The organism is Rhizobium sp. FG113, from assembly GCF_057809895.1.
In genome coordinates, this window is sequence record NZ_JBMDKV010000021.1 from 25093 (window position 1) to 50917 (window position 25825).

28 protein-coding genes and 2 pseudogenes are annotated in these 25825 nt (G+C 59.3%); 14 read left to right on the plus strand and 16 right to left on the minus strand.

What is annotated here, in order from left to right; all coding sequences use genetic code 11:
- Positions 1 to 100 precede the first annotated feature (100 nt).
- The 3 genes from ACODTZ_RS30765 (at position 101) to ACODTZ_RS30775 (ending at position 1345) form a co-directional block, all read left to right on the plus strand.
- On the plus strand, positions 101 to 394 hold the full coding sequence (locus ACODTZ_RS30765) for a hypothetical protein (protein ID WP_489030435.1): 294 nt from the start codon (positions 101 to 103) through the stop codon (positions 392 to 394).
- Positions 395 to 486: 92 nt separating this feature from the next.
- Positions 487 to 969, plus strand: a complete 483-nt coding sequence (locus tag ACODTZ_RS30770; RefSeq protein WP_489030437.1) for a hypothetical protein — start codon at positions 487 to 489, stop codon at positions 967 to 969.
- 37 nt (positions 970 to 1006) lie between these two features.
- Entirely contained in the window at positions 1007 to 1345 is a 339-nt protein-coding gene (locus ACODTZ_RS30775) for a hypothetical protein (RefSeq protein ID WP_489030439.1), read from the plus strand.
- A gap of 442 nt (positions 1346 to 1787) precedes the next feature.
- Here the strand turns inward: ACODTZ_RS30775 and ACODTZ_RS30780 are convergent, their stop codons facing one another.
- Together ACODTZ_RS30780 and ACODTZ_RS30785 are read right to left on the minus strand one after the other, a co-directional pair.
- Entirely contained in the window at positions 1788 to 3833 is a 2046-nt protein-coding gene (locus ACODTZ_RS30780) for a GDSL-type esterase/lipase family protein (RefSeq protein WP_489030441.1), read from the minus strand.
- 79 nt (positions 3834 to 3912) lie between these two features.
- Positions 3913 to 4200 (minus strand): hypothetical protein, encoded by a 288-nt coding sequence (locus tag ACODTZ_RS30785; protein ID WP_489030443.1) that lies wholly within the window; start codon positions 4198 to 4200, stop codon positions 3913 to 3915.
- Positions 4201 to 4358: 158 nt separating this feature from the next.
- On the opposite strand from ACODTZ_RS30785, the gene ACODTZ_RS30790 reads away from it, so the two are divergent.
- Positions 4359 to 4721 carry a hypothetical protein gene (locus ACODTZ_RS30790; RefSeq protein WP_489030445.1) on the plus strand — a complete coding sequence of 121 codons (363 nt, stop codon included), beginning with the start codon at positions 4359 to 4361 and terminating at the stop codon, positions 4719 to 4721.
- 182 nt (positions 4722 to 4903) lie between these two features.
- Here ACODTZ_RS30790 and ACODTZ_RS30795 read toward each other — a convergent pair whose 3' ends face one another.
- The 4 genes from ACODTZ_RS30795 to ACODTZ_RS30810 form a co-directional block, all read right to left on the minus strand.
- Positions 4904 to 5359 (minus strand): hypothetical protein, encoded by a 456-nt coding sequence (locus ACODTZ_RS30795; protein WP_489030447.1) that lies wholly within the window; start codon positions 5357 to 5359, stop codon positions 4904 to 4906.
- 20 nt (positions 5360 to 5379) lie between these two features.
- Entirely contained in the window at positions 5380 to 5793 is a 414-nt protein-coding gene (locus ACODTZ_RS30800; protein WP_489030449.1) for a hypothetical protein, read from the minus strand.
- Between the two features lie 20 nt (positions 5794 to 5813).
- Positions 5814 to 6194, minus strand: a complete 381-nt coding sequence (locus ACODTZ_RS30805) for a hypothetical protein (protein ID WP_489030451.1) — start codon at positions 6192 to 6194, stop codon at positions 5814 to 5816.
- Positions 6195 to 6267: 73 nt separating this feature from the next.
- Positions 6268 to 7323 (minus strand): hypothetical protein, encoded by a 1056-nt coding sequence (locus ACODTZ_RS30810; RefSeq protein ID WP_489030453.1) that lies wholly within the window; start codon positions 7321 to 7323, stop codon positions 6268 to 6270.
- A gap of 291 nt (positions 7324 to 7614) precedes the next feature.
- Here ACODTZ_RS30810 and ACODTZ_RS30815 point away from each other — a divergent pair, with 291 nt between their 5' ends.
- Positions 7615 to 7884, plus strand: a complete 270-nt coding sequence (locus ACODTZ_RS30815) for a sunset domain-containing protein (protein WP_489030455.1) — start codon at positions 7615 to 7617, stop codon at positions 7882 to 7884.
- 255 nt (positions 7885 to 8139) lie between these two features.
- On the opposite strand, the gene ACODTZ_RS30820 is transcribed toward ACODTZ_RS30815, so the two are convergent.
- From ACODTZ_RS30820 to ACODTZ_RS30845, 6 genes and pseudogenes are all read right to left on the minus strand, one after another.
- Positions 8140 to 8466, minus strand: coding sequence for a hypothetical protein (locus tag ACODTZ_RS30820; RefSeq protein ID WP_489030457.1), 327 nt, complete (start codon positions 8464 to 8466; stop codon positions 8140 to 8142).
- Positions 8467 to 8597: 131 nt separating this feature from the next.
- Positions 8598 to 8918, minus strand: a complete 321-nt coding sequence (locus ACODTZ_RS30825; RefSeq protein WP_489030459.1) for a hypothetical protein — start codon at positions 8916 to 8918, stop codon at positions 8598 to 8600.
- 426 nt (positions 8919 to 9344) lie between these two features.
- Entirely contained in the window at positions 9345 to 9677 is a 333-nt protein-coding gene (locus ACODTZ_RS30830) for a DUF2958 domain-containing protein (protein WP_489030461.1), read from the minus strand.
- The gene (locus tag ACODTZ_RS30835) at positions 9674 to 9835 is read right to left on the minus strand and encodes a hypothetical protein (RefSeq protein ID WP_489030463.1); all 162 of its coding nucleotides are present in this window, start codon (positions 9833 to 9835) and stop codon (positions 9674 to 9676) included. Before ACODTZ_RS30835 ends, ACODTZ_RS30830 begins: the two co-directional genes overlap by 4 nt.
- Positions 9836 to 10020: 185 nt before the next feature.
- Positions 10021 to 10233: pseudogene (locus ACODTZ_RS30840) on the minus strand (helix-turn-helix domain-containing protein); the annotation flags it as partial.
- Positions 10234 to 10319: 86 nt separating this feature from the next.
- Positions 10320 to 11574: pseudogene (locus ACODTZ_RS30845) on the minus strand (sigma-54-dependent transcriptional regulator); the annotation flags it as partial.
- A gap of 209 nt (positions 11575 to 11783) precedes the next feature.
- On the opposite strand from ACODTZ_RS30845, the gene ACODTZ_RS30850 reads away from it, so the two are divergent.
- From ACODTZ_RS30850 to ACODTZ_RS30860, 3 genes are all read left to right on the plus strand, one after another.
- Positions 11784 to 13637, plus strand: a complete 1854-nt coding sequence (locus ACODTZ_RS30850) for a M3 family oligoendopeptidase (RefSeq protein ID WP_489030465.1) — start codon at positions 11784 to 11786, stop codon at positions 13635 to 13637.
- A 343-nt stretch (positions 13638 to 13980) separates the two neighbouring features.
- Positions 13981 to 15147 carry an aminodeoxychorismate synthase component I gene (locus ACODTZ_RS30855; protein ID WP_489030467.1) on the plus strand — a complete coding sequence of 389 codons (1167 nt, stop codon included), beginning with the start codon at positions 13981 to 13983 and terminating at the stop codon, positions 15145 to 15147.
- A gap of 2 nt (positions 15148 to 15149) precedes the next feature.
- Complete coding sequence (locus tag ACODTZ_RS30860) at positions 15150 to 15776, plus strand: aminotransferase class IV family protein (protein ID WP_489030469.1); 627 nt, start codon at positions 15150 to 15152, stop codon at positions 15774 to 15776.
- A 100-nt stretch (positions 15777 to 15876) separates the two neighbouring features.
- On the opposite strand, the gene ACODTZ_RS30865 is transcribed toward ACODTZ_RS30860, so the two are convergent.
- Positions 15877 to 16782 (minus strand): GGDEF domain-containing protein, encoded by a 906-nt coding sequence (locus ACODTZ_RS30865; protein ID WP_489030471.1) that lies wholly within the window; start codon positions 16780 to 16782, stop codon positions 15877 to 15879.
- 165 nt (positions 16783 to 16947) lie between these two features.
- Here ACODTZ_RS30865 and ACODTZ_RS30870 point away from each other — a divergent pair, with 165 nt between their 5' ends.
- From ACODTZ_RS30870 to hemH, 6 genes are all read left to right on the plus strand, one after another.
- On the plus strand, positions 16948 to 17319 hold the full coding sequence (locus ACODTZ_RS30870; RefSeq protein ID WP_113236414.1) for a nuclear transport factor 2 family protein: 372 nt from the start codon (positions 16948 to 16950) through the stop codon (positions 17317 to 17319).
- Between the two features lie 9 nt (positions 17320 to 17328).
- Positions 17329 to 18192 carry a heme-dependent oxidative N-demethylase family protein gene (locus ACODTZ_RS30875; protein ID WP_489030473.1) on the plus strand — a complete coding sequence of 288 codons (864 nt, stop codon included), beginning with the start codon at positions 17329 to 17331 and terminating at the stop codon, positions 18190 to 18192.
- Between the two features lie 137 nt (positions 18193 to 18329).
- Positions 18330 to 19781 carry a homospermidine synthase gene (locus tag ACODTZ_RS30880; RefSeq protein ID WP_047509483.1) on the plus strand — a complete coding sequence of 484 codons (1452 nt, stop codon included), beginning with the start codon at positions 18330 to 18332 and terminating at the stop codon, positions 19779 to 19781.
- A 171-nt stretch (positions 19782 to 19952) separates the two neighbouring features.
- Positions 19953 to 20321, plus strand: a complete 369-nt coding sequence (omp10, locus tag ACODTZ_RS30885; protein ID WP_026283239.1) for an outer membrane lipoprotein Omp10 — start codon at positions 19953 to 19955, stop codon at positions 20319 to 20321.
- A gap of 213 nt (positions 20322 to 20534) precedes the next feature.
- On the plus strand, positions 20535 to 22481 hold the full coding sequence (locus ACODTZ_RS30890; protein ID WP_489030476.1) for a 5'-nucleotidase C-terminal domain-containing protein: 1947 nt from the start codon (positions 20535 to 20537) through the stop codon (positions 22479 to 22481).
- A 148-nt stretch (positions 22482 to 22629) separates the two neighbouring features.
- Positions 22630 to 23667 (plus strand): ferrochelatase, encoded by a 1038-nt coding sequence (gene hemH, locus ACODTZ_RS30895; protein WP_489030478.1) that lies wholly within the window; start codon positions 22630 to 22632, stop codon positions 23665 to 23667.
- 231 nt (positions 23668 to 23898) lie between these two features.
- Here the strand turns inward: hemH and queE are convergent, their stop codons facing one another.
- From queE to queC, 3 genes are read right to left on the minus strand one after another with little or no spacing between them, the layout of a single operon-like run.
- Positions 23899 to 24630, minus strand: coding sequence for a 7-carboxy-7-deazaguanine synthase QueE (gene queE / locus ACODTZ_RS30900; RefSeq protein WP_489030479.1), 732 nt, complete (start codon positions 24628 to 24630; stop codon positions 23899 to 23901).
- Positions 24627 to 24983 (minus strand): 6-carboxytetrahydropterin synthase QueD, encoded by a 357-nt coding sequence (queD, locus tag ACODTZ_RS30905; RefSeq protein ID WP_209235534.1) that lies wholly within the window; start codon positions 24981 to 24983, stop codon positions 24627 to 24629. The genes queE and queD overlap by 4 nt, the downstream gene beginning before the upstream one ends.
- A 4-nt stretch (positions 24984 to 24987) precedes the next feature.
- Complete coding sequence (gene queC / locus ACODTZ_RS30910) at positions 24988 to 25695, minus strand: 7-cyano-7-deazaguanine synthase QueC (RefSeq protein ID WP_489030482.1); 708 nt, start codon at positions 25693 to 25695, stop codon at positions 24988 to 24990.
- Positions 25696 to 25825: the final 130 nt, after the last annotated feature.

Consider the following 25825-nt stretch of genomic DNA (forward strand, 5'->3'; position numbering starts at 1 on the left):
CGACAACATCGTTGCTCGTTCCGGTGACATGACTTTCGATAGCCTACCCGTTGCCACAGCCCGCGCTCTTGGTTGCCCGCGTGTGGATCGAGATTGCGCCATGACCGCACGGATTGAGCGGGTTCACGTCGATGCTGCCGCCCAGGCAATGCGGGATATGATGCGACTGCCGAAAGGGCTAATGCAATTGCCCGACATTACCGTTGGTCAGCTATCGGAGTGGCAGGTGTTATCCGCGTCATGCCGTTGCGGGCATCTACGTCTTATCGATCGTAAGCGGCTGGCTCGTTTCCCCCCGGATACCCGCATGTACGATATCGCCAAACTGCTTGTGTGCCGTAGCTGTGGAAGCAAGAAAGACGTGTGGTTCGCCTTCTCCATGATGATGCGATAAGTCGTGCGAGAATTAACCTTCAGCCAACCGTGCGATTGACTTTCTACTGTCTTTGCTGCCAAATATTGCCCGTAAAGGTTGGGGGCAATCTAATGTTTAAGACTACTCTCGCGCTAGTCGCGGCTGGCGTGATGCTTGGCGGCTGCGTGCAATCCACTGCTATGCGTGTCTCTCAGAACCAGATGATAATTCAAACCAGCGCTGACCCAGAATGTGGTTCGGTGGGAGCCGCGAAGGCAGCCCAAAAGCAAGCGGCTATCGAAACGATCAAAGCCGGATATGACCTCTATGTCATCACATCCGCTGCTGCTGCCAGCAACGTTCACGCAACGCAGCTGCCGGGATCGTACCAGACCTACGGCACCGTAAATTCCCATGGCGGCTACGGGACAGTGAACGCGACCACCACTTACATGCCCGGCCCTGTCATCATGAGTGGTTCTCATGATCAATCCATTGGCGTTCGCATGTTTAAGCAGGGTGAGCCCGGCAGCAATCAAGCCCTCTCCGCTCGAGAAACGCTTGGTCCGAAATGGGCTGTAATCGTCAAAGACGGGTCGAACGTCTGCATCTGATCCAGAGCCAAATACTCGAATGCATTTTAGGAACGTCATGAAAAAGTTTATCGCATTGGCATTTGCCGCGCTCGCGTTGGTTAGCTGTGAGACGACCGGAGATTCGAAATCGAATGTCGACATCGATAAACTGCCAGAGCGCGCCGCGCATTGGGAATGTTTGCGGGACAAAGTGAACGAATATTCGCGAGTCCAGGGGTCTCCCCTGGAGTTGGGGCAAATCGCGTCCTCCAGCTGCAACCGATCTCGCTATGCGCTCTACGATGCTTTGGTAAAGGCAAAAGGTCCCTATTTCGCGAAGGGATACATCGGCGCATCTGAAACAGAAGAACCAAAGATGATAGCAGCAGCAATCATCAAAAAACGCGGTTACTGAGGAAACATGAGAATCCTGTTAGCTGCATGGCGTGAATCTGCGGTGGAAATGCGAAAGCAGGTTTCATCAGTTCTCGTGTTTTGGCCATTCCTTTTGGTCGCAGTCCTTCTATGCGCGATCTTTTTCGCAGTGCGGGACTACCGTGACGTGAACGTTTTGGCCTCGTTTGCAGCTGGTTTAGTAAGTGGATCGCTCTACTCGTTCTAGGATACGATGCGCTCATCAGTTGGGCTTTCCTCTCAATTTTCACCTACCGCGTGTCTAAAGCAAAGTACGAACGTCCGATCAGCTACGCGAAATCGTCGCATGACGAAGTTCACGGCAGGTTCGCAGTGTATGGCGTGATCCTCACCCTTATTTGGGTAGTTCCAACGTTTTGGGCCGCGAGCCAAATCCCCGTTGTTGGCGATCAGATGGCGTTCATGTTCCGTGATCGGGGCGATTAAGCCCCGATCATCGAGAAGCCCAATGGGATCGGCAACGTTGTCTGACCTCCCGCAAATCGAGCCGTGATTTCACTGCCTGAGTTCAGAATGTAGCCGACCGGGTACAACTTGCCTGTGCCGAGTGCGGAGATATCAATGCCGCCGATACCCGTTGCCGGATCGAACGGCTCGCTGCCCTCTGCCGCGCCGCCGTTCCACAGGCCGTTGTTCTTTCTGATCCACATGCGGCGAGTGTCCGCGTCGAAAGCAACAGCTACGACATCACCATCTGCGATCTGGCCCATGAACGCGAGGTTCTGTCCCTGATAGCGGATGTAACTTTCGTGGCTGATGTAGCCGATTGCGTTTGCGTCCTGACCGGGATCGATCCAGTCGGCTTCCAGGTTTGTCGCAAAGTCGATGTTCATCAGGCCAACGCCGGTCGTCGGATCATTGCCGACCTTATGCGCGGTTTCGAAATACCATTTGCCGGTTTCCTTACCCGGAGCACCACGAACGCAGGCGTTGGTGAAGCCGTCTTCGGGCCAATAGACGGTGCGATCCGAGTTCTTCAACGCCATTTGCTTCGAGCAATCGACGGCGAACCATGTCGGAGGCAGCGTTGTGCGAGTACCCGGCCCGTTGATGGCCGCTTGCAGCACCGGCTTGTAGATCGCAGCTAGTGCCGCATAGCCGGTATCAGTGAGGTGGTTTCGGTCGAACGCATAATAGGTGGTGTTGCTGGCGTCGCTCGCCATGTCGAAACGAGGATCAGCGCCGAAGTCAAAGAGGCCATCGGCATCGAGGTCGGATGACCAGTAGTTTTTGATCCAGGTGTTGAACTGCACGTCAGCGACGTTCCAACTCTGGTACGGCGCGTCACCTTCATCGCTGGCAATGATCGTGCCGATAATGCGGCGCTGATAACCCTTGCGCTTTGCAGCCACTAGGACACGACGCAGGTTCACATAGGTCTGTCGGTCATTGTACTGCTGCGAGCGGTCGTTTGCGCCGATCATGAACGTAAAGATGTTGAAGTCCTTGGTCGGGTCGTATGCAGCACCACCGCGATTGTCGAAATCGTCCGCGATGTTCTGACCTGTGTAGCCGCCTGTCGCGATGTTCGCGAGTTCCATGACCGGACCTGCATCCAACTGTGCGAATGCGACCGGAGGATAAGCGTGCTGTTCATCCGATGCCAACGCACCAGCTGTCAAAGAATCACCCTCCGCAACGATCTTGTAGGTAAAGTTGGCCTTCGTGATCGGGCCAATTTCCGCCGACGTAGCCGTTGTCGTGCCGCCCAAATTGACCGCCGTGACGATAACGCTGAGCATCGTATCCTTGTCCGATGCCTGTACCGTATAGGTCAGGTCGGTTGCCTCGTTGATTTCGAAGCCATCGCTCAACCACTGCACGGTCAAAGTTGGGTCGCTCGTCCATGTGCCGAGGTTTGCCGTGAGAACAGCATCGATTTGCGGAAGACCGGAGATCGAAGGAGCGACTGTGTTCGTCGGAGCATTCTGGCTGACAGGGCCGACTGTCGCGGTGAAAGCGTTGGTCGAGCCAACAACGTTGGTTGCCGTGACGCGGGCATAGAATGTTGCACCGTAGTCCTCTGTGAGCAGCGCGAAGATATTGGCTGTGGCGCCGGAAAGGGCCGTGCCGTTCCTGAACCACTGATAGCTGTACGAGGATGGGCTATGCGCCCAAGTGCCGTTGCTCGTCATCAGTGTGGAGCCGACAAGCGCGTTGCCGCTGATGGCCGGGGCAACCGTGTTCGCTGGCTTCTCCGTGATCGGCTTAGCTGTGACCGCTGCCGTGGCTGCTGATGTAGAAGATGCAGAGCCGAAACTGTTGGTCGCTGTGACCGTGACGGTGATGGTCTTGCCAACCTCTGCGTCTGTCAGGTCATAAGTGCGAGAAGTTGCGCCGGAAATGTTCGTTCCCGCCGCCTTCCATTGATATGCATATCCGTCTGGGCTCTGTGTCCAAACGCCGAATGTCGTTCCAAGCGTGCTGCCGCTCTGTGGTGTGCCGCTGATCGCTGGCGCTGTCGTCACAGTCGGAGCCGCTGTCGGTGGAGCCGCCGGGGTTGTCGTACCTTGGGGGCTCAGCGAGAATGAAAAGCCGAAACCCATATTAGCGTGTCACCTGATATCCGCGAACCTTGACGGACGTTGCTGATGGCGACTTCGCATAGACCTTATCCGTCGCATTCAGGGTGAAACTGATCGACACGTCGCGCTGACGGTCAAAGTGCAGGTAATCATCTGTCGTAGCAGCGGGAAGGCTCTGCGCTATCGCCAGGAATACGCTGGTGCTGGTCGGATCAAGTTGAATGCCGCAGCTTGCGATGGTCGTTCCATCAACGATCTGCGTCCATGCGGTGTTTGTCGGGATAGCGGAGAATGTGTTTGTGACGGCCATACGGGCACTCCTATTTGGATTATCCCGTATTTACCTCCTACACTACGGAAAGACGCTCTTCCCGGTAGAATGATTAGGAAGTCACCCAAAACGGTTGCAGTTGGAATTTCGGGTCGGTAGAGAATTTCACAGAAAAGAATATCAAAGGGATTGTGCTGATGACCAGATTTGCAAAGCCTATCGACCGTATTGCTCAGGCAACCTATGTAGTGTTCGCCTTGGCCTCGGCCGTCGCTTTGATGTTCGCCGCCGTGAATCTGGTGATGTTACGCCTCGAAGATTTGGCCGGCTGCGCTGTCCTAACCGTTATATTTTACGGGTTGGGTTGGGGCAGTCGCTGGCTGATCAATGGCACAAGTACGTCGCTGCTCGACTACGTGATCAACACCCAAAATCTGGGTGACCAGATATACCAAACCAATACCGAGTCGGTGGAGACTCGTGTGCCACCACGCAACTCTAAGGAATATCTGGATTGGGCTAATCGCGAAGGAAAATGGGCCGACACGAAAGACCCGTGACCTTTTATGCGACATCTCCCTCGCGCTTTTTGAACAACGAACGCATGTAATCGCAGAGGTGAGCGCCGACGCCGAGATCATGACGGCAGTCACGAACAGATCGGAGAACCCGAACAAATGTAGCAATCCTGCGATACCGGCAGTGATCGCGAAGATGAAAAGAGAACTGATCACCGACATGATCACGCCTCCTTCGCCGGAACAGCGATCTCGTCGCAACCAACAGCGGCCAGGATCTGATTGATCGCCGTCAGCTGCTTTACGCTAAGGTCTTCGCCAGCACGGCCACGGACATATTTGTGTGGCTTGGCAAGTTTGCCGATAACGCCCTCAAGCACTTCACGCTGGGTGGAGAACTTGCGTAGCTGACTTCCCCAAATGCCGCTGTTCCTGTCGAGGATCAGGTTCAAGCCGACATAGATGGTCGGATCGTCCTTGTTCGTGCGGGCCTTGTCGAGAATGTCGATGGCATTGCGCAGATAGCTATGCTCGGCATCGGAAAGCCTGACGTACTGGACGTTGGCACGGGTCGTTTTCGACGGGCGCTCGATGAGGGTTGAGGCGATGACTGCATCGCCTGTTGCGCGGATCGTGGCGGCGGGCGTTGTTTCGAATAGGTTTGTGTCTAGGTCTTGCATGGGAGTTTTCTCCTTCTTGATTAGTGAACTCGTGGGAAACTAAAGGCGGCCATCTGCTGGAATTCTACGGCTTGGTGAGCGCGACCAAAACGATAGACAACCTCAAAGCCCATGCAATCGGCACGCACTCCTGCAACCGCATGGCAAGTCTGGAATTCGGCTGCCACGCTGTAGTCGAACAGGACTTGCGATTTATCGATGTTGATGCCGTCAGGACCGGCCATCTGATAGATCCGATAATGCACTCCGATGAAGGCCGGATTTGCGAAGTCACGAGTGTCGGACTTCCATTCAGAACGGGCATCATCAAGGGCAAAGAACTTGCTTGTATCGCTGTCAGCGTTCAGGGCCGTGAGGACAAGTTCGGTTGCCTGCTCTGCCGTGAGTTCGGGCGCTTCTGACGTTTCTGATTGCTTTCTAAAGAATGCGAACATGGGAGTTTTCTCCTTCTTGATTATTGGGATAGTTTTGCGAGCAGCACGTCTTCGCCGTCGAGCCAGGCGGCTCCGATCGCATGCAAAGTCTGCACACGACTGTCGGCTTTTGAACTTCTCTCAAACAAGCTGTTGTTCGAGGGGTCCATTGGATTGGCACGAAGAATTTCTTTATCGAGGATTGCCGCTTCGTTCATGCTGCCGATCAGCTGGCGAGCAATTTCGAGCATCGCCGCATCGTTACGGGAGACGCGGACAGTTGCAGCGCGGACCCTAGCGAGGCCGTCAAAGCGCGCCTTCACATGCTCCGGGGATTGCTTCTTGCCCTTGAGCGCCTTGGTGCGACCCGCACTGAGTGCAGCCAGATGTTCGGGGCTAAGTGATTGGCCTTTTTTTGGCATCGGGAGTTTTCTCCTTTTATTGTTATCTACGTTCTTATTTATGCCTGGGCGTCGGAAGCCGGGCTCGATGGCCTCACTTCCCGAAGAAACTGCGGTCGCGAACGATCATCTTCTTCGGCTCTTCCGAACGCGGCTCCAGATGAGCGCGTGCCTCATCGCGATAGAGACCAATGGCAACCAATGACGACTGCTTCGTCTTCGTGAAGGGCTTATCCAAGGCCACGCTTTGGATGAAGTTCTGATAGAACATGTGGACGACGTGCGGCTTGCCGTGTTCCTTGTAGATGATGCAGGCGCTGTACCCGACCGGCTCGAAACGGGTCTTGCCGAACTGATCCTTGCCCTGCTCCTTGAGGATTGCGATCTGCGGCTTGAGTTCGAAAGAACGCTCCGCTGCGCACAATTCGGCAAAGAACGCCTCTAGGTCGTCGTACCAGCCGTTCCACATGTCCTTGGCCTTGACCTTCTGGCGGAGGTCACGCGAGCGGCTGTAGAAATTTGCGATGCAGACATAATCGTCCTCTTTCGCGCTGGTCGGATTGATCTGCATCGTCAGCTTCGCCGTGTGCTGGGTCTTGTTCTTCACGACACCGTTGTCAAAATAATCGACGCGGACCTTGTAGAAGTCGGGATCAAATAGCTCCGGCTCGGCCTCGTCATCGAGAACCGCAACGTCATCTAGGTCAACGCCCAGGTCGTCGGTGTCAGGTTCGGCGGGGGTCGTCTGGGGCTTAACAGACTTGTCTTCCGAGGCGGATGAGCAGAGCGAAGACGTGTCGGAGTTGTCAGGCGTCGTTGCGGATGCAGCGAGCGCGGTTACTGGCGAAGCAGGCAGAGCCGCGAGCGCCTTATCATCCGAGACAGGAAAGTCACCCCTTACGTCAGCGTCGATGTGCGCCACAGGCGCGACGCTTTTAAGGATTACATTATCATTCTTATCATTTAAAAGAGTCGCGCCTTGGATAGCATCACTCGCAGCCGCCTTTATATCCTTAAAAGAGTCGCGGTTGGAAAAGTAATCGTTGGCGACGACTACGTGTGACGTGCCTTCCTGACGAGCGCGATTTGCGCGAACCAGGGCGAGGATTTCGGCAGCAGTGTGAGATTGTGTAGACATTTTCGTTTCCATTCTTTTTCTTCTTGTTTGAAACAATGAACCCACTTGCTGTCGTCGGAGTAGCAAGTGGGTTCATTTCAGAAGAAAACTGGAAACCAACGTTGTCTGCGGAGTTTTCGAACACTCCGTTTTCCGACGACGCTGTGTTCACATATTATTTATGCAATTTAACAGATAACTGCTTGAAATAGCGATATCTTTCTTAAAAGAGTCGCGCCTGGGGATCGGGCAAATTTTAGCGACCCCGTACACGCGAAAATAAGTCGACCCTGATACAACTCGTAAGTTCAGTTGGGGGCGGACATGAAATTTCCGGCAGTTGTTCTATTGTGTTCGACGACGGCTTTTCTCGGAGCCGGGGGCTATACGGTGCTGCCGAGCGCAATCACCAACGCTTTCAATCCGAGCTGTAAGATCAAAGGCAACATCAGCATCAATTCGGGCGAGCGCATCTTTCACGTGCCGGGCCAGCACTACTATGCCGCCACGAAAATCCGACCCGATTACGGCGAACGCTGGTTCTGCTCCGAAGCGGAAGCACGCGCTGCGGGCTGGCGCAAGGCTGGCTATTAAAGCAGTCACTGGCCGCCATAGATGCCCCAGGAACGCAATGGGCGTATCCGACGCGTGCTTGTGTGCGGATATGGAAAACGCGCCAGTGACGTTCCACGGCGCATTAGATTAGATGGGAGGGGCAAGCGTCAGCAGGCTAACCCCTCCCAAGTGCCGAGCGTCACAACAGGTAAAGACGCTGGGGTCGGCATATGTACTTACCTACAACCATCACGAAAGTTCCAGAGAAAGAGCCTACCACTTTGGAGGTACGCCTTATCGTTCCTCGGCCAGCACATGCAGGATGACATCTTCACCACGCATGTAGGCTTCGAACACCTCATATTCCGATGGCAACATGTACGGGGTCCATTCCGCGACAACCGGGCTGACACTATGGGTGTGACCCGGCATGAATGTGAAGGTCGTCGGATGCGACACGCTGCTTGCCGAGACAATGCCGTTCAGCTGGTTGAAGACCGCGTAGGCGTGCTGATGGACAGCTAGGCGCGCCGTGTATTCCTCACGGTTGTCGGCCAAGCGGTTCATCATTTTTTTGAACAGGGTGAACGCAGCAAGGTCGTTGCGGGTCATTTCGGTCATGGGATTTCGCTCCTTCTTGGCGTGTTGCCGTATTTACCGGCTCAAAGAAAAACCCCTTCCCTCGGAGCGTTGAGAGAAGGGGCATACCGTTCTTGGAGTGTGAGGGCCGGCTTAAAGCGCTCACGTTCTATTTAGCCCCTGACTTCGGATAACCACTCCGAAACGCTCATCGTGCGCCGCACCGTCGTATCAACCGGTGGGACCACTCGCGGGCGACGTTGCAGCACATCGGATTTCGTCACGACAACCAAGTTCGCAATCGTCCAATCGGCAGTCTCGTCCTGGCGGAGCATTGAGACACCACGCGGCTTTTCAATCTTGTAATCACGAAGCGGATGACTGCCCCAAAAGGTCAGCCATTCATTCAACTCGATAGCCCAACCATCGCGACCACGGCGGTTGCGTGCTCTCCAATAGAAGTCTTCGAAAAATGCGGTCTGTTGCTCGTCCATGCTGGTCTCCTTTTCCGCAATTATGCAGCCGCAGGACCATGGCAGTCATTATTCATGACTACGGGTCCGACGTTATTGCCGAACCCGTTTGAGCAGCCATCGCATATACGACGAATTATTTACCACGTCCTCTTTCTCGAACATTAGATTATGCTACTTTGATAACCGGTTCTGCCTGGAACCGAGCCCCGAAGAGGTCCGCTGGCGCCCCAATGCGGCGGACCTCTCACCTCGGTATAAATAACCGGTGACGGTTGCTTGCATGGCAGTTCTCATAGTTTTCCTTGACCCTTCCCGTGTTTGTCTCCCGGGAAGGGTTTTTCATGTCCGCAAACAAAAGAGGCCCGCTGGACAGAGCGGGCCTAAGTTTGTGATATCAATTTGAGGAGTGGCCCGGTCGGCCGATCTCGTTCTACGACGTAACCCTTAAAGATCTACTATCCGTTGTGCCGCCCGTGCAGCTATTGTATATTCGGACAGTGGTCGCTTCGGATGAAAATGTAGGTCGCGCTCGATGCGCAAACCCCACGGCCCCTTGATGCTCTCCAACTCCTCCAAACTCACATAACCGAGTTCGGGCGTGCCTTGGCCGACACCACAAAGCCCAAAGCAACGGCCATCGGGTTCCATCTCTGTGATGATCCATGTCGCGTTTGCCCAGGGCGTGAACCATTTCACCACCGGGATATGATCGGCCTCACCTGCTTCGAGATTGTTGCGGATCAGCTGCGCACGTAGTTCAGGTGTCAACAGGATCATACCGAAGCCATCCCCTTCACCTCAACGGCGAAGCGCTGCTCGATCAGTTTGCGTTCCGTTTTCCATTCTGCAACGCTTGCATAGGTTTCATCGAAAGCCACGCCATCGATCTTGCCCCATACACGAAATGCCGACTCCGCTTCAATTTGGATTTGCATCAACTTGCTCCGTGTTTCAACTTACACGAGCAGTGTATTTCCGTTGTCCTGATAAGCGAGCGAAGAGTGCCAGTTTAGCCAAAAGAGTCGAAACGCAAAAAGCGCTGTAAAAACAGCGCTTCGTGCATTCTTAGGCTTGTGTGCTTTAGTAGATACGTGCTTGCCGGAATCTTAACTGAAACACCCTATGCAGCGTCCTTTTGGGGGTTGTCGGGGTCGATCCCGTAGTCCTTCAACTTTCTGTAAAGCGTCGAGCGACCGATGCCCAGCTTGCGAGCGACCTGGCTCATTTGGCCACGATAGAACTTGAGCGCGAATCGGATCAGCTCTTCTTCGACATCGGCAAGCTTGCGCACGTCACCTGATGGATTGGTGCTCGAAATCGCGTTGTCGGGTGCGTCGTTGATCCGCGCCGCGACATTGTCGGCCACCGTCTGCGAGACACCGAATTCGGCAGCGGCGATCTCGCCGAGGCGAACATTGCTGCTGTTGTCGGCAACCAGCGCCAGATGATCGACCACGTCGTATTCCGGAAGCTGCGCCGCGATCTGCGGGAAGTCGGCTTCCGTCAGCTCCGGGCCATCGGCCAGAACCACGGCACGGAAGATCGCGTTCTCCAGCTGGCGGATATTGCCCGGCCAGTCGTAAGCGGTGAGCAGGGCCAGCGCGCCGGCATTGACCGTCATGCGGTTGCCATTCTTCTGCTCGCTCGAGAAGCGCTCCGTGAACACCCGCACCAGATGCGGAATGTCTTCCTTGCGCTTGCGCAGCGCCGGGATGGTGATGGGGAACACGTTGAGGCGATAATAGAGATCCTCGCGGAAGTGGCCGTTCTTGACCTCTTCGATCAGATCCTTGTTGGTCGCCGAGATCAGACGGACGTTGACCTTGTGCGCGGTGCGCGCGCCGACGGTCTCGATCTCGCCCTGCTGTACGGCGCGCAACAGCTTCACCTGAACGTCGAGCGGCAGATCGCCGATCTCGTCGAGGAAGATGGTGCCGCCATCGGCTTCCATGAACTTGCCGACATGCCGCTCCGTGGCGCCCGTAAAGGCCCCCTTCTCATGGCCGAAGAGGATGCTCTCGACCAGATTGTGCGGAATGGCGCCACAGTTGACGGTGACGAAAGGCTTGCCGGAACGGTCGCTACCCGACTGGATGGCGCGGGCCACCAGCTCCTTGCCGACGCCGGATTCACCTTCGAGCACGACGGGAATGTTGGATTGCGCGGCGCGCTGGGCGAGATCCAGCACGCGGATCATCGCCGGGCTTGCCGACACGATATCGTCGAAGCCGACGGCACCGGAGCGCGAACGCCGTCCGGCGCGTGCCTTGACCTCGCGTTGATCGAGCTTCAGCGCATTGGCGATCGAATTGGAAATCCGCTCCGGCGAGACGGGCTTGACGACGAAATCGAAAGCACCGGCGCGCATCGCCTGCACCACCGTCTCGATCCCACCCTGCCCGGTCTGTACGATCACAGGAATTTGCGTACCGAAGGCATGGATCGCCTCGAGAAATTCGAGGCCCGTCATCTCGGGCATCATCAGGTCGAGAACGATGACGTTGTAGAGGCCACCGGCCCTCTTCACCATCTCAAGACCGATCCGGCCATTCTCTGCCTGGTGGACGACGTGTCCGTGACGCTCGATGGCGTTCTTCAGCAGTCTGCGCTGTACAGGATCGTCTTCGACGACAAGTATCTGCGCTGCACCCTTGTGCTCGTTGTAACCGGTCATTGCTGCCTCACTTCATGCGAAACCTTGAATGGCAATGTCGCAGAAAGGCTTGAACATCCAGTTTTGAGAAATAATCGCATTTTAACGTTTGTGACGAAGGCGGATTCGCCTCGAAACGACGCTCCTGCGCGACGAAAAGCCCCTTGATGCCAAGGCTTTGGGCGCTTAGACAGTCAGACCTGTCGTAAAATAGGAAGAGGATCCCGCTTATGAAAAACCCGCTCTTCGGCGCCGAATACAACTTTTCGGTAAGCAATGCCGGTTCCGCGAAGGCGATCGAACTCGGCGACCTCCCCACCTGGAAGCTTCAGGACCTCTATCCTTCCGCCACCTCCGATGCCTTCAAGGCCGACATGGCGAAGGCCGAAAAGGACTCTCTCGCCTTCGAAGCCAAGTGGAAGGGCAAGCTCGCCGACGCCGCGACCAAGAAGGGCGCAGACGGCATCGGCCAGGCGCTGAAGGAATATGAAGCGCTCGACGACATCATCGGCCGCCTCGGCTCGTTCGCGGGCCTCACCTATTTCTCCGACACGTCGAGCCCGGCCAACGGCAAGCTCTACGGCGACGTGCAGGCGAAGATCACCGATTTCTCCGGCCACCTGCTGTTCTTCACGCTCGAGCTCAACCGCATCGACGACGCCGTGATCGACGCCTGCATGGCCAACGACCCCGATGCCGGCCACTACCGCCCCTGGCTGGTCGACCTGCGCAAGGACAAGCCCTACCAGCTCGACGACAAGCTGGAGCAGCTCTTCCTTGAGAAGTCGATGACCTCGGCCGCCGCCTTCAACCGACTGTTCGACGAGACCATGGCCGAGCTGCGCTTCGAGGTGGATGGCGAGATGCTGTCGATCGAAGTGACGCTGAACATGCTGCAGGACCGCGACCCCGAAGTGCGCCGCAAGGGTGCCATGGCGCTCGCCAAGACCTTCAAGGACAATCTGCGCATCTTCACGCTCATCACCAACACGCTCGCCAAGGACAAGGACATTTCCGACCGCTGGCGCGGCTTCGAGGACATCGCCGATTCAAGACACCTCGCCAACCGCGTCGAGCGCGAAGTGGTCGATGCGCTGGCAGCCGCCGTCCGCGACGCCTATCCGCGCCTGTCGCACCGCTATTACACGATGAAGGCGAAGTGGCTCGGAATGGATCAGATGGAGTTCTGGGACCGCAACGCGCCGCTGCCGGAAACCTCAAACGCCGTCATCTCCTGGACCGAGGCAAAGGACACTGTTCTCTCGGCCTACGGTAATTTCGCCCCCGAGATGGCCGCGATCGCCAAGCGCTTCTTCGACGAGGAGTGGATCGACGCGCCGGTCCGTCCCGGCAAGGCGCCAGGCGCCTTCGCGCACCCGACCGTCCCCTCCGCCCACCCCTACGTGCTGGTCAACTATCTCGGCAAGCCGCGCGACGTGATGACGCTCGCTCATGAACTCGGCCACGGCGTCCACCAGGTGCTGGCCGGCGGCCAGGGCGCTTTGATGTGCCAGACGCCGCTGACGCTCGCCGAAACCGCCTCCGTCTTCGGCGAAATGCTGACCTTCCGCGCCCTTCTCGACAAGACCAAGGACAAGCGCGAGCGCAAGGCGATGCTCGCCCAGAAGGTCGAGGACATGATCAACACGGTCGTGCGCCAGATCGCCTTCTACGAATTCGAGCGCAAGGTTCACACCGCGCGCAAGGAAGGCGAGCTGACGGCCGAGCAGATCGGCGAATTGTGGCTGTCCGTCCAAGCCGAAAGCCTCGGCCCGGCGATCAAGATCTCCGAGGGCTACGAGACCTACTGGACCTACATCCCCCACTTCATCCACTCGCCCTTCTACGTCTACGCTTATGCCTTCGGCGACTGCCTGGTAAACTCGCTCTACGCCGTCTACCAGAAGGCCGATCAGGGTTTCCAGGACAAGTATTTCGAACTCCTGAAGGCGGGAGGCACCAAGCATCACTCCGAACTCCTCAAGCCCTTCGGCCTCGACGCCACCGATCCGTCGTTCTGGAGCAAGGGTTTGTCGATGATCGAGGGGCTGATCGACGAGCTGGAAGCGCTAGATAAGGGCTGAGATAGGAAGCTTCACAAGCGCTGTTCCTTATCTCCAGCTAAACAAAGAGTTGGGGCGTTACGCCGCCACAGGTCTCTTCTCCCCGACAGGGAGAAGTGCCGGAGCGTAGCGAGGCGATGAGGGGGCGGAGCGCAAGCGACGCCTTGAGCGAATGCACCAAGATGACTGATAGACCGCCCAGCAGCCCCTCACTCTCCCTCATTCCTGTGCTTGTCACAGGAATCCAGCATGCCCAAGTCCTTGGGCATGGGAGATGTTATGCCGCGAAGAAAAGGTCCTCTCACGGCGCGGACGCGCCGTGGCTGGATTCCTGTGACAAGCACAGGAATGAGGGAGTGAACTAATGTCCGCCCCCCACATCCTCTTCCGCGACGACACATCCGGCCAGGTCATGCTCTTCGCCGACCCGACCGAGATCATCGTCGCCCACACCCGCGCCGAGGTCTTTACCGGCCTCGCCCGCATGGAGGAGGCCAGAAAGTCGGGCAAGTGGCTCGCCGGCTACATCGCCTACGAAGCCGGCCACCTCTTCGAGGACAAGCTCGCCGGTTTCGCCATCGAGAACCGCACGACCCCGCTGCTGTGCTTCGGCGTCTTCGACCACCCGCAGCCGGACGACCACCCGCTCGCCCAACCAACACAACGCCTCGAAAACGAAGAGTTCCTGACGGCGCCGCAAGCCGCATGGGACTTCGCCACCTACAAGAACCGCTTCGACCGCCTCCACCACCACCTCATGCAGGGCGATTGCTACCAGGCCAATCTCACCATGCCGATTACGGCCCGCTGGTCCGGTGACCCGCGCGCCGCCTTCTGGTCGCTAATCGAACGACAGCCGGTGAAATACGGTGCGCTGGTCGATCTCGGCGGTCCGGTCATCCTGTCGCGCTCGCCCGAACTCTTCTTCCGCACCGACGAGGAAGGCTGGATCGAGACGCATCCGATGAAGGGCACGGCAAGGCGCGCCAGCACCCCCGCCGAGGACGAGGCGATCAAGCAAGCCATGCTCGCCGATATCAAGACGCAGGCCGAAAACCGCATGATCGTCGATCTCCTGCGCAACGACATCTCCCGCATCACGGAAGTCGGCACGCTCGACGTCCCAAAGCTCTTCGACATCGAGACTTATCCTACGGTACACCAGATGGTGAGCCATGTGCAGGCAAAGCTCCTCCCCAACCTCGAAATCCGCGACATCCTCGCCGCCCTCTTCCCCTGCGGCTCGATCACGGGCGCGCCGAAGATCAGCGCCATGACCATCCTGCACGAACTGGAAGACGGCCCGCGCGACGTCTATTGCGGCGCCATCGGCATGATCGCGCCATCGGGCGCCATGCGCTTCTCCGTCGCCATCCGCACGCTGACGCTCTTTGACGACGGCCGCGCCGTCTTCAATGTCGGCGGCGGCATCGTCATCGATTCCACCGCAGAAGCCGAATACGAGGAGTGCCTCCTGAAGGCCCGCTTCGCCATCGGCGACCAGCCGATCGCAGGAACGGGAAGCGTCTGACCGTGGCCGATTTCTCGCTGATCGAAACCCTGCGCTACGAGCCGGACACAGGCTTCATCCGCCTGCGCCTGCATCTCGCCCGCCTAACCCGCTCCGCCCGCCGCATTGGTTTCCCGCAGCCGGCGGGTGCGCTCGAAAGACTGCAGCAAGCCGTTGCCGGCGCCACGTCTCCCCAGCGCGTCCGGCTGACCTTCGACGAGAACGCGACTATCGAGGTCACATCAGCCTCCTTCACGCCGCTCGCGCCCGACACCACCTGGACCATCCGCATCGCCGACCAGCGGCTCGACTCCGCCGACAAGCTGCTGCGCATCAAGACGACGCACCGCGCCGTCTACGAGGCCGCACGCGCCGAATACGCCCCTCATGAAGCCGACGAAGTGCTGATGCTGAACGAGCGCGACGAGGCCTGCGAGGGCACGATCACCTCGATCTTCCTCGAAGATGGCTCGGGCACGCTGCGCACGCCGCCGATCTCCTGCGGCCTGCTCGCGGGCGTGCTGCGCACCGAGCTGATCTGCCAGCGCAAGGCCCGCGTCGGCCGCATCACGCGCGATGATCTGAAGACCGGAAAACTCTATGTCGGCAACTCCCTGCGCGGGCTGATCCCGGCAAGGCTCATTGACTAAAGCATGTCGCGCAAAAGTGTGCAGCGGTTTTGCGGCTCCGACATGCGACCAAACAAAGACTTAAAGCGTGGCAAGCGAATCCGCAGGATCGCGACACGTTTTAGGCAACGATCCGCAACCGATCCCGCCCGCCCTGCTTGGCGTGATAGAGCGCCTCGTCGGCGCGCGCATAGAGCTCGCGCGCCGTATCGCCGGGATGCAGTTCCGCAAGCCCGGCCGAGCAGGTGTAGGAGAAACTCGGCACGCTGAGGATCGGCCGGGCGCCGCGCACCGTGGTCAAGATCCGCTCGATGATCAACTCGCCCTGCGCCAGGGTCGTATCCGGCAGGATCAGCATGAACTCCTCCCCACCAATCCGGCCGAAACTGTCGCGCCTGCGCACGAGAGGATGCACCCGCCGGGCGAAATCGACCAGCACGTCGTCACCCGTCTGATGCCCATAGAGATCGTTGATGCGCTTGAAGAAATCGAGATCGATGATGCAGATGCAGCCACCCATGGGCCGCGGCGCGGCATGACCGTTGGCGAGACTGTCGAGCGCCGCCATCATGAAGCGGCGGTTGGAGACGCTGGTGAGCTCGTCCGTCTGTGAGGCCTTCAGCGCGAAGTCGCGATCCTGCCGGACATCCCGCTCGCTGGCTTTCAGATGCGTGATGTCGCTGGCGATGCAGAGCATCCAGCCGTCCTTCTGAACCGTCTCCGTCATCCACAGCCAGCGCCCGTCGACCACATCCGTCTCGAAGGCGCGAAACGGCAGCTTGCCGCGCCGCGATTGTGCCGAGACCAGCCAGGTCTCGAAGTCGGAGGTCCGGATGATCGTGCCCTTGCCGCTGCGCGTATTGCGCCGCATCAGCTCGGCCCATAGCGGGCACTCCTCGGGGTCCAGCGAATAGGTGCTGCGAAAGGCCGGGTTCGCGTAGCGCAGGCGATCGTCCTGATCATAAAGCGCGATCAGGACGGAACTGTCTTCCTGCAATTCCGCAAGCCGCTCCGATATCTGGTTCATCCGATGGTTCCGGGGCGTGGATATAAGATGATTCGCAGTTTGACGCAGAAATCTGAAAAGAAGATGGATGGTTTCGGCGCAATTGCACTATTTGGTTGTTCCGGAATGCGACGCCTTGGTTCACGGCGGAGATAGCCGGGCTGGAGGTTTGGGAGGGGTAAGCCGATGAACAGCGAACTGCGCGACCATATCCGTTTGCTGGAAGAGAGGTTGTTCGACCAGACGGTCCGCAACAAGCGCAGCCTGCTCGAGACCCTGCTCTCACCGGATTTTCGCGAGATCGGCAGCTCCGGTCGCCTTTATCGTTACGAGGAGATCATCGCCGCTCTGCTGGAAGAGCCCAGCGACGGCACGACGCGCCAGCTGACGGATTTCGAAATTCAAACACTCGCATCCGACGTGGTTCTCGCCACCTATCGCTCGGAGCGCATCGTCCGGGGGGAGCCGCCCGTCCAGGCGCTCCGCAGCTCCATCTGGCGCCGCGATGCCAACGGCACGTGGCGCATGGTCTTCCATCAGGGTACGCCGGAGCGCTAGAGTTCATCCATGACGCCACCGACCTACACGCCCTATGACGGCTCGGCCAAGCCCTTCACCATCGGCCTGATGCCGCTCGATCCCGACCGTTGGATCGAGCCCGATGCCGATTGGGCTCGCTATGTCGGCGAAAAGCGTGCGCTGGTCGAGAGCAGTCGCGACGACGTCTTCGTCGCTGAAGCCGACACATCGGACGCACAACAGGAAGCGCTCGACCTGCTGCGGCAACATCTAACCGAACGCCACCCCAACCTCTGTCCCGAGATCGCAGGTGACCTTCCGCCGCTGCTCCGCGCCGGCCTGATGATCCAAGACGATCTTGTCATCATGCGCCGCAGGCAGGATGGCTGGCATCTCGTGGCCGGTTTCGTCGCCTTCCCCTCCTCATGGTCGCTGCGCGAAAAATTCGGCCGGCCGATGCATGCGATCCATGCGGATGTGCCGGGCTTTAGCGAGGGCACGCGAAACGCCACCCTGATCCACCGCATCTTCGACAATCTGCAGGTTTCTCAACCGGTCGAGCGGCTGAACTGGTCGGTCAACACCTCGAGCGCCCTCTTCCTGCCGCTCTCCAAGCACCGCCGCCCACCGCAGGCCGAACCGTTTACGCTGGACGATCGCTTCGCCCGCGTCGAGCGCCAGACGCTGCGCAAGCTCCCACGCTCGGGCGATATCCTCTTCACCATCCGCGTCTACGTCGACCCGATCTCCGCTATTGCCCATCACCCGCAGGCGCAAAGCTTGGCGGCCAGCTTCGCCGCGCAGCTCGAAAGCCTCGACGAGCACCAGGCGGCCTACAAGGGACTGAGCCTGCAGAAGCGCGAGTTGGCGGCGAAATTGCACGCGTTTGCAAGCAATGATCGCTTCACCTGATATTTACATTCCCGGCCGGAACGCTCTTTATTGTGACGTGATTTTGTGATTAGAGCCGGTCACCTAGCGGTATTTGAACGATTTCAAATGAATTCTTAGAGGCTTCTCGCCTTCGTCGCCTTCCACAGGAGAAAAGAATGACGGAACAGAACCACCCGGTATATGCCGAAATTACCGGCCCGATCGTCATGATCGGCTTTGGCTCCATTGGCCGCGGCACGCTGCCCCTGATCGAGCGCCACTTCAAGTTCGACAAGAGCCGGATGGTCGTCATCGACCCGCGTGAAGAACCCTCCGACATGGAGATCCTCAAGCAGCACGGCGTCCGTCACATCAAGGAATATGTGACCAAGGACAACTACAAGGAGCTGCTGAAGCCGCTTCTGACCGAAGGCGAAGGCCAGGGCTTCTGCGTCAATCTCTCTGTTGATACCGGCTCGCTCGACCTGATGAAGCTCTGCCGCAAGCTCGACGTTCTCTATATCGACACCGTCGTCGAGCCGTGGCTCGGCTTCTACTTCGACAAGTCCATGAAGAACGCCGACCGCACCAACTATGCGCTGCGCGAAACCGTTCGCAAGGAAAAGGCCAAGAACCCGGGCGGCGCCACCGCCGTTTCCACCTGCGGCGCAAACCCGGGCATGGTTTCCTGGTTCGTCAAGCAGGCGCTGGTAAACCTCGCAAACGACACCGGCCTGAAGTTCGACGAGCCGGATCAGCATGACCGCGAAGGCTGGGCCAAGCTGATGAAGAAGCTCGGCGTCAAGGGCGTCCACATTGCCGAGCGCGACACGCAACTCACCAAGAACCCGAAGCCGCTCAATGTCTTCTGGAACACCTGGTCCGTCGAAGGCTTCATTTCCGAAGGTCTGCAGCCGGCCGAACTCGGCTGGGGCACCCACGAAAACTGGATGCCGAAGAACGCCAAGAAGCACAAGAAGGGCTGCCAGGCCGCCATCTACCTCGAGCAGCCGGGCGCCAACACCCGCGTTCGCACCTGGTGCCCGACACCTGGCCCGCAGTATGGCTTCCTCGTCACCCACAACGAGTCCATCTCGATCGCCGATTACTTCACGGTGCGCGACAAGGACGGCGAAGTGACCTTCCGCCCGACCTGCCACTACGCCTACCATCCCGCAAACGACGCCGTTCTGTCGCTGCACGAGATGTTCGGCAACGGCGGCACCGCGCAGCCGGTTCACCACGTTCTCGACGAGCATGAACTCGTTGATGGCGTCGACGAACTCGGCGTGCTGCTCTACGGCCACGAGAAGAACGCCTACTGGTTCGGCTCGCGCCTGTCGCTCGAAGAGACCCGCCGCATCGCGCCTTACCAGAACGCCACCGGCCTGCAGGTCACCTCGGCGGTTCTGGCCGGTATGGTCTACGCGCTTGAAAACCCGAAGGCCGGCATCGTCGAAGCCGACGAGATCGACTACAAGCGCTGCCTCGAAGTACAGCTGCCCTACCTCGGCCCGGTCGAAGGTCACTACACCGACTGGACCCCGCTCGATGGCCGCCCGGGCCTCTTCCCCGAGGACATCGACACCAAGGATCCTTGGCAGTTCAAGAACATCCTCGTTCGCTGATAGAAACGAGATCACGATCACCAGATGCCCGCCGCAAGGCGGGCATTTTTGTAACGCCTGCTGTATAAATGCCCTGACGCGCGCAAGAAGCCTTGCCTTCCCGGAACGCTCGCGCCATGTGTTCGTTAACCAAGCGTTATGTTTTTCGGTCTGAACCTCCGGGAGAATCTTATGAGACTCAAAACCCTCCTCGTGATCGCGAGTGCTTCGGCGGCCCTTTCGGCATGCGTTCCGCAGTCACCGCGTCCGATGCCCGTTGCCGCCGCCCCGGCGCAGACAGGCGTGGAAGGCTCCTGGTCGGATCCGAACGGCATCATCTCCACCTTCCAGGCTGGCACGTTCACGACGCGCACGACCGACACCAACCAGATGCTGGCCTCGGGCACCTACATCAACACGTCGCCGACGCTGGTCGAGATCAACATGACCTCGCTGGTGCGCAAGACGCAGTCCAAGGTCAACTGCGCGCTGGTCACCCAGAGCCAGCTCAACTGCACCTCCGACAGCGGCTCGCAGTTCAGCCTCAACCGCCACATGTAAATCGCCTTGTATGGTCGATCGGAAAAGCTCCCCTCGCGGGAGCTTTTTTTGTTTACCGCTCTTGGAATGCACCCGCGCTGTCACAGGTTTTTCTCTTGCGGCCACTAAGGGTTGATGGAAACATCGACCGTGTAGGGACGGCGGGGCTTGGGGGACTGGCATCCGGCAAACCGGATCAGGTTCGAGCGCCGCCGATAAAACCAGGAGAACAGGATGACGAAATCGTTTCAATTCGGTCTGCTGACCGCGTCCGTATTGGCGCTGTCGAGCAGCGCCGCCTTTGCCGATTACCAGCTCAATATTTTACACATCAACGATTTCCATTCGCGCATCGAGGCGATCAACAAGTTCGATTCCACCTGCTCGGCCGAAGAGGAGAGCAAGAAGGAATGCTTCGGCGGCGCCGCTCGCCTGAAGACCGCGATCGACCAGCGCCGCGCCGCATTGGCCGGCCAGAACGTGCTGACACTGAACGCCGGCGACAATTTCCAGGGCTCGCTGTTTTACTCGACATATAAGGGCACCGCCGAACTGGAGATGGTCAACGCGATCAAGTTCGACGCCATGACGCTCGGCAACCATGAATTCGACGACGGTGAAAAGGCGCTGGCGCCGTTCATGGACAAGGTCGCCTTCCCCGTCACCGCCGCCAATGTCGAAATCTCCGACGCCTCGACGATCAAGAAGAAGCCGGAACCCTCGGTCGTGCTCGAGATCGGCGGCCAGAAGATCGGCATCATCGGCGTCGTCACCACCGAAACCCCGGAACTCGCCTCCCCCGGTCCGAACGTCAAGTTCACTGACGATGTCGCGGCGATATCAAGGGAAGCCGCCAAGCTCAAGGCCGAAGGCGTCAACAAGATCATCGCGCTGACCCATGTCGGCTACACCAGGGACCTCTCGGATATCGCCAAGATCCCCGATGTCGATGTCGTCGTCGGCGGCCACTCGCACACGCTTCTGTCGAACACCGATCCGAAGGCCGAAGGCCCCTATCCGACCATGGTCGATAATCCCGGTGGCTATAAGGTCCCCGTCGTCACCGCCGCCTCCTACAGCAAGTATCTCGGCGATGTCGTGATCACCTTCGACGACAACGGCGTCGTCAAGGAAGCCAAGGGCGACCCGATCCTGATCGACAGCTCGTTCACGCCCGACCCCGAAATCGCCGCCCGCATCACCGAGCTCGCCAAGCCGATCGAAGACCTGCGCAAGAAGGTCATCGGCTCCTCCGAGGGCCCGATCGAAGGCGACCGCAAGGTCTGCCGCGTCGAGGAATGCTCGATGGGCAACCTCGTCGCCGACGCGATGCTCGATCGCGGCAAGAGCCAGGGCATGCAGATCGCCATCCAGAACGGCGGCGGCCTGCGCTCGTCGATCGACGGCGGCGACGTCACCCAGGGCGAAGTCATCACCGTGCTCCCCTTCCAGAACACGCTCGCCACCTTCCAGCTGAAAGGCGCCGATATCCGCGCGGCGCTGGAAAACGGCCTCGGCAAGATCGAGGAAGGCGCCGGCCGCTTCCCGCAGGTGGCTGGCATGAAGTACAGCTTCGACAAGTCGAAGCCGCCAGGCAGCCGCGTCGTCTCCGTCGAGGTCAAGGACGGCGACGCCTTCGTGGCGCTCGACGACGCCAAGACCTACGGCGTGGTCACCAACAACTACATGCGCGCAGGCGGCGACGGCTATTCGATCTTCGCGACAGCGGGCAAGAACGCCTATGACTTCGGCCCCGACCTCGCCGACGTCACCGCCGATTTCCTCGCCGCCCACTCGCCCTACAAGCCCTACACCGATGGACGCGTGACCGAGGTCGCCTCTTCGGCCGCAGCGCCTGCACCGACGGCATCCGAGACGACCATACCGGCCGCCCCCTCGGCACCGGCAGCAACCGCACCGGCAGCAACCGCGCCGGCCACGCCTGAAGCAACGCCTGCTCCCGCCGCCCCGGCGGCAACGGCACCGTCCACGGAAGCCCCTGCGGCTCTCGCCCCAAACACGCCGACCACCCACGTCATCGCATCGGGCGACACGCTGTGGGATCTCGCCAAGCAGTTCTATGGCGACGGCACGCTCTGGAAGAAGATCTCCGAGGCCAACGGCAAGCCGACCCCGCGCCACCTGACTGTTGGCAAGGAGCTGCAGATCCCGTCCAAGTAAGCCTTGCGGCTGGACGGAATAAAGTATGACGATTTGTCCCAATGATGTGAGCCGGTCCGGGGTTTCCCGGGCCGGCTTTTGTTCCTATAGGGTGAACCATTCGATCTCGTCCGCGTATGAGCGGCTGAGCAGCAGAACTGAGGTTTGAATGACGACCGTTGATACCACGCACCATCCCGCGAACCACCCGCAGGTGAACTATGGCAAGGTGGGCGTCCTGCTCGTCAATCTCGGCACCCCTGACGGCACCGACTACACCTCGATGCGCCGTTATCTCAAGGAATTCCTGACCGACAAGCGCGTCATCGAATGGTCGCCCTGGAAGTGGTATCCGATCCTCTTCGGCATCGTGTTGAATACCCGCCCCGGCAAGGTCGGCAAGGCTTACGAGCTGATCTGGAACAAGGAGAAGGACGAGAGCTATCTGCGCACCTACACCCGCAGCCAGTCGGACCTGATGGCCGAGCGGCTGAAGGATTTGGAGAACGTCAAGGTCGACTGGGCCATGCGCTACGGCACCCCCTCGATCGCCTCGCGCATCCAGGCGCTGAAGGATGACGGCTGCGACCGCATCGTGCTCTTCCCGCTCTACCCGCAATATGCCGCCGCCACCACCGCGACCGTCAACGACAAGGCCTTCCAGCACCTGTTGAAGATGCGCTGGCAGCCGGCGCTGCGCACCGTGCCCGATTATCACGACGACGACACCTATATCGAGGCGCTGGCCAACTCGATCACCAAGCATCTGTCGACGCTGGACTGGCAACCGGAAAAGATCATCGCCTCCTTCCACGGCATCCCCATGTCCTACTTCAAGAAGGGCGACCCCTATTACTGCCAATGCCAGAAGACCGGCCGCCTGCTGCGCGAAAAGCTCGGTCTGTCCAAGGACCAGTTCATGGTCACCTTCCAGTCCCGCTTCGGCCCGGAAGAATGGCTGCAGCCCTACACCGACAAGACGGTGGAGCAGCTCGCCAAGGACGGCGTGAAAAAGATCGCCGTGTTGAACCCCGGCTTCGTCTCCGACTGTCTCGAGACGCTGGAAGAGATCGCCGAGCAGGCAGCGCATTCGTTCCACGAGAATGGCGGCGAGAAGTTCGCGCATATTCCGTGTCTGAACGACAGCGATGATGGGATGGCGGTGCTGGAGAAGGTGGTGCGGCGGGAATTGTTGGGGTGGGTTTGAGGGTAGCGGCTAGGCCTCGTCAGCCGCTGCGACCAGCATTACCCCCCTCTGCCCTGCCGGGCATCTCCCCCACAGGTGGGGAGATTGGCTGGGCTTGCCCGCTCGCTCCACGCTCATTGTTTGGCTGGGAGCAGACCACGAGTCGATCTCCCTCCTTGTGGGGGAGATGTCCGGCAGGACAGAGGGGGGTAACCCACGGCAAAACAGAACCCGTAGCCCACAAAGCCCCACTCACACCCCCCGCCTATTCCCCCACAACAGCACATGCAGCTGCGGCAGCACCCTGGCCTCGAACCACCGATCCTCGGTCACCTTCCCCACCAGCCACAACATCCGCTCCATGATCCCATCGATATCGATCCTGGCATCATCGTCATCAGCAGGCGGCGGGGTGTGGTTGCCGGGCTGCAGATAGACCGGCATATCCGGATACCGCCCCGCAACCTCCCGCGCATAGCGATAATCCCGCTCATCGAACACCACGATCTTCAGCGCAACCTCAGGCACGCCGGCCGCCCGCGCCAGACAGTCCTCGAACTGCCCCCAGTCCGTCTCCATGCCGCTCGACGGCGGCTTCGGGCTCACGACCAGCGTATCGAGATCGGCAAACCAATCCCTGGCGACACTGCCCTGCGTCTCCAGCGCGAACCGATAGCCCTCCGCATGTCCGCGCGCAATCAGCGGTCCCAACGGCTGGATCGCCGGATTGCCGCCGGACAGCGAGACGGTGAGCGGCTGCCCGCCCGAGAGCGAAACGACCTCGGCCCAGATTTCCTCCACCGACATCGGCGTCCATTGATCGCGGTATTCGCTGTCGACGGCATGCAGCGTGTCGCACCACGAACAGCGGTAATCGCAGCCTCCCGTGCGCACGAACACCGTCGGCAGGCCGATCAGCACGCCCTCGCCCTGGATGGTCGGTCCGAAGATCTCGCTGACGCGGATCTTGTGATCGGCGCTCATGGCCGATACTCCGCCCAGGTCTTCGGCGTCTCGCTGACCCGAACGGCGGACGTTTCCGGCAGGATCGCCTTGCACCAGTCGTAGAAGTGCTTGGCGAGATATTCCGACGTCACCCGGTCGTGGCCCAAGACCTCGTTCAGATGCCGGTGGTCGAAGCGCTCGTCGATATAGCGCTTCAGCGGAGCAAGCTCGTGATAGTCGCGTACAAAGCCGTCCGCGTTGAGCTCTGCAGCCGCAAGCTCGACGACGACGATATAGTTGTGCCCATGCAGCCGCGCGCACTGATGATCGGCGGGTAGGTGCGAGAGCTGATGCGAGGCGGAGAAGTGGAATTCCTTGGTGATGCGGAACACGGGGTTACACCTCCGTGGCCGAGAAGCCCGATGTCGCCGACTTCCAGAAATCCGCGTCCTCGTACTCCGTCGGGTCCGCGACGCCGGCCAGATGAAAGGCCTCGCGACGCTCGACGCAGGTGCCGCAGCGCCCGCAATGGCGCGCCCCGCCCTTGTAGCACGACCACGTCTCCGCAAATGGCGTGCCGTGCTTTGCCCCATCGGTAACGATATCCGCCTTGGTGGCGTTGACGTAGGGCGCCTGCAGCTTGACACTGGCATAGCCGTCCAGCGCCGCATCCTGCATCACCTGGAACGCGTCGATGAAGCCGGGGCGGCAATCCGGATAGATGAAGTGGTCGCCGCCATGCACGGCTACAGCCACGGCATCCGCCTTCTGCGCGGCGGCAAGCCCGAAGGCGATGGCGAGCATGATGGCGTTGCGGTTCGGAACCACGGTCGCCTTCATGGTTTCCTCGGCATAGTGTCCATCAGGCACGTCGATATTGTCGGTCAGCGCCGAGCCGGTGAGATGGCTGCCGATCGGCCTGATGTCGATGATCTGATGCGGCACGCCGAGCCTCTTGGCGCAGGCGGCAGCATAGTCGAGTTCCTTGCGATGGCGCTGGCCGTAATCGAAGGAGAGAAGGCCGATGAGGGTTTGTTCCGCAGCGATTCTGTGCGCAAGCGAAACGGAGTCCAATCCGCCGGAGCAGATGACGATAGTCTTCATGATGTTTGATCCCTTGTTTTGACCGGGTGGGCTGCGACCGGATAGGCGCCTTCTAGGCCAAAGGGACCGCATTGTGAAGAACCAATCGAACCCCCATATTTGATGGGTGAGGCCTCACGACTACCTGAGA

Coding starts and splice junctions, on each gene's coding strand:
- ACODTZ_RS30790 (WP_489030445.1), top strand. CDS start 4,359: ATGACCAGATTTGCAAAGCCTATCGACCGTATTGCTCAGGCAACCTAT.
- ACODTZ_RS30850 (WP_489030465.1), top strand. CDS start 11,784: ATGAAAAACCCGCTCTTCGGCGCCGAATACAACTTTTCGGTAAGCAAT.
- ACODTZ_RS30795 (WP_489030447.1), bottom strand. CDS start 5,359: ATGCAAGACCTAGACACAAACCTATTCGAAACAACGCCCGCCGCCACG.
- ACODTZ_RS30770 (WP_489030437.1), top strand. CDS start 487: ATGTTTAAGACTACTCTCGCGCTAGTCGCGGCTGGCGTGATGCTTGGC.
- ACODTZ_RS30820 (WP_489030457.1), bottom strand. CDS start 8,466: ATGACCGAAATGACCCGCAACGACCTTGCTGCGTTCACCCTGTTCAAA.
- ACODTZ_RS30800 (WP_489030449.1), bottom strand. CDS start 5,793: ATGTTCGCATTCTTTAGAAAGCAATCAGAAACGTCAGAAGCGCCCGAA.
- ACODTZ_RS30855 (WP_489030467.1), top strand. CDS start 13,981: ATGTCCGCCCCCCACATCCTCTTCCGCGACGACACATCCGGCCAGGTC.
- ACODTZ_RS30870 (WP_113236414.1), top strand. CDS start 16,948: ATGAACAGCGAACTGCGCGACCATATCCGTTTGCTGGAAGAGAGGTTG.
- hemH (WP_489030478.1), top strand. CDS start 22,630: ATGACGACCGTTGATACCACGCACCATCCCGCGAACCACCCGCAGGTG.
- ACODTZ_RS30815 (WP_489030455.1), top strand. CDS start 7,615: ATGAAATTTCCGGCAGTTGTTCTATTGTGTTCGACGACGGCTTTTCTC.
- ACODTZ_RS30890 (WP_489030476.1), top strand. CDS start 20,535: ATGACGAAATCGTTTCAATTCGGTCTGCTGACCGCGTCCGTATTGGCG.
- queC (WP_489030482.1), bottom strand. CDS start 25,695: ATGAAGACTATCGTCATCTGCTCCGGCGGATTGGACTCCGTTTCGCTT.
- ACODTZ_RS30765 (WP_489030435.1), top strand. CDS start 101: ATGACCGCACGGATTGAGCGGGTTCACGTCGATGCTGCCGCCCAGGCA.
- ACODTZ_RS30810 (WP_489030453.1), bottom strand. CDS start 7,323: ATGGAAACGAAAATGTCTACACAATCTCACACTGCTGCCGAAATCCTC.
- ACODTZ_RS30805 (WP_489030451.1), bottom strand. CDS start 6,194: ATGCCAAAAAAAGGCCAATCACTTAGCCCCGAACATCTGGCTGCACTC.
- omp10 (WP_026283239.1), top strand. CDS start 19,953: ATGAGACTCAAAACCCTCCTCGTGATCGCGAGTGCTTCGGCGGCCCTT.
- ACODTZ_RS30825 (WP_489030459.1), bottom strand. CDS start 8,918: ATGGACGAGCAACAGACCGCATTTTTCGAAGACTTCTATTGGAGAGCA.
- ACODTZ_RS30775 (WP_489030439.1), top strand. CDS start 1,007: ATGAAAAAGTTTATCGCATTGGCATTTGCCGCGCTCGCGTTGGTTAGC.
- ACODTZ_RS30785 (WP_489030443.1), bottom strand. CDS start 4,200: ATGGCCGTCACAAACACATTCTCCGCTATCCCGACAAACACCGCATGG.
- queE (WP_489030479.1), bottom strand. CDS start 24,630: ATGAGCGCCGATCACAAGATCCGCGTCAGCGAGATCTTCGGACCGACC.
- ACODTZ_RS30830 (WP_489030461.1), bottom strand. CDS start 9,677: ATGATCCTGTTGACACCTGAACTACGTGCGCAGCTGATCCGCAACAAT.
- ACODTZ_RS30865 (WP_489030471.1), bottom strand. CDS start 16,782: ATGAACCAGATATCGGAGCGGCTTGCGGAATTGCAGGAAGACAGTTCC.
- ACODTZ_RS30880 (WP_047509483.1), top strand. CDS start 18,330: ATGACGGAACAGAACCACCCGGTATATGCCGAAATTACCGGCCCGATC.
- ACODTZ_RS30835 (WP_489030463.1), bottom strand. CDS start 9,835: ATGCAAATCCAAATTGAAGCGGAGTCGGCATTTCGTGTATGGGGCAAG.
- ACODTZ_RS30875 (WP_489030473.1), top strand. CDS start 17,329: ATGACGCCACCGACCTACACGCCCTATGACGGCTCGGCCAAGCCCTTC.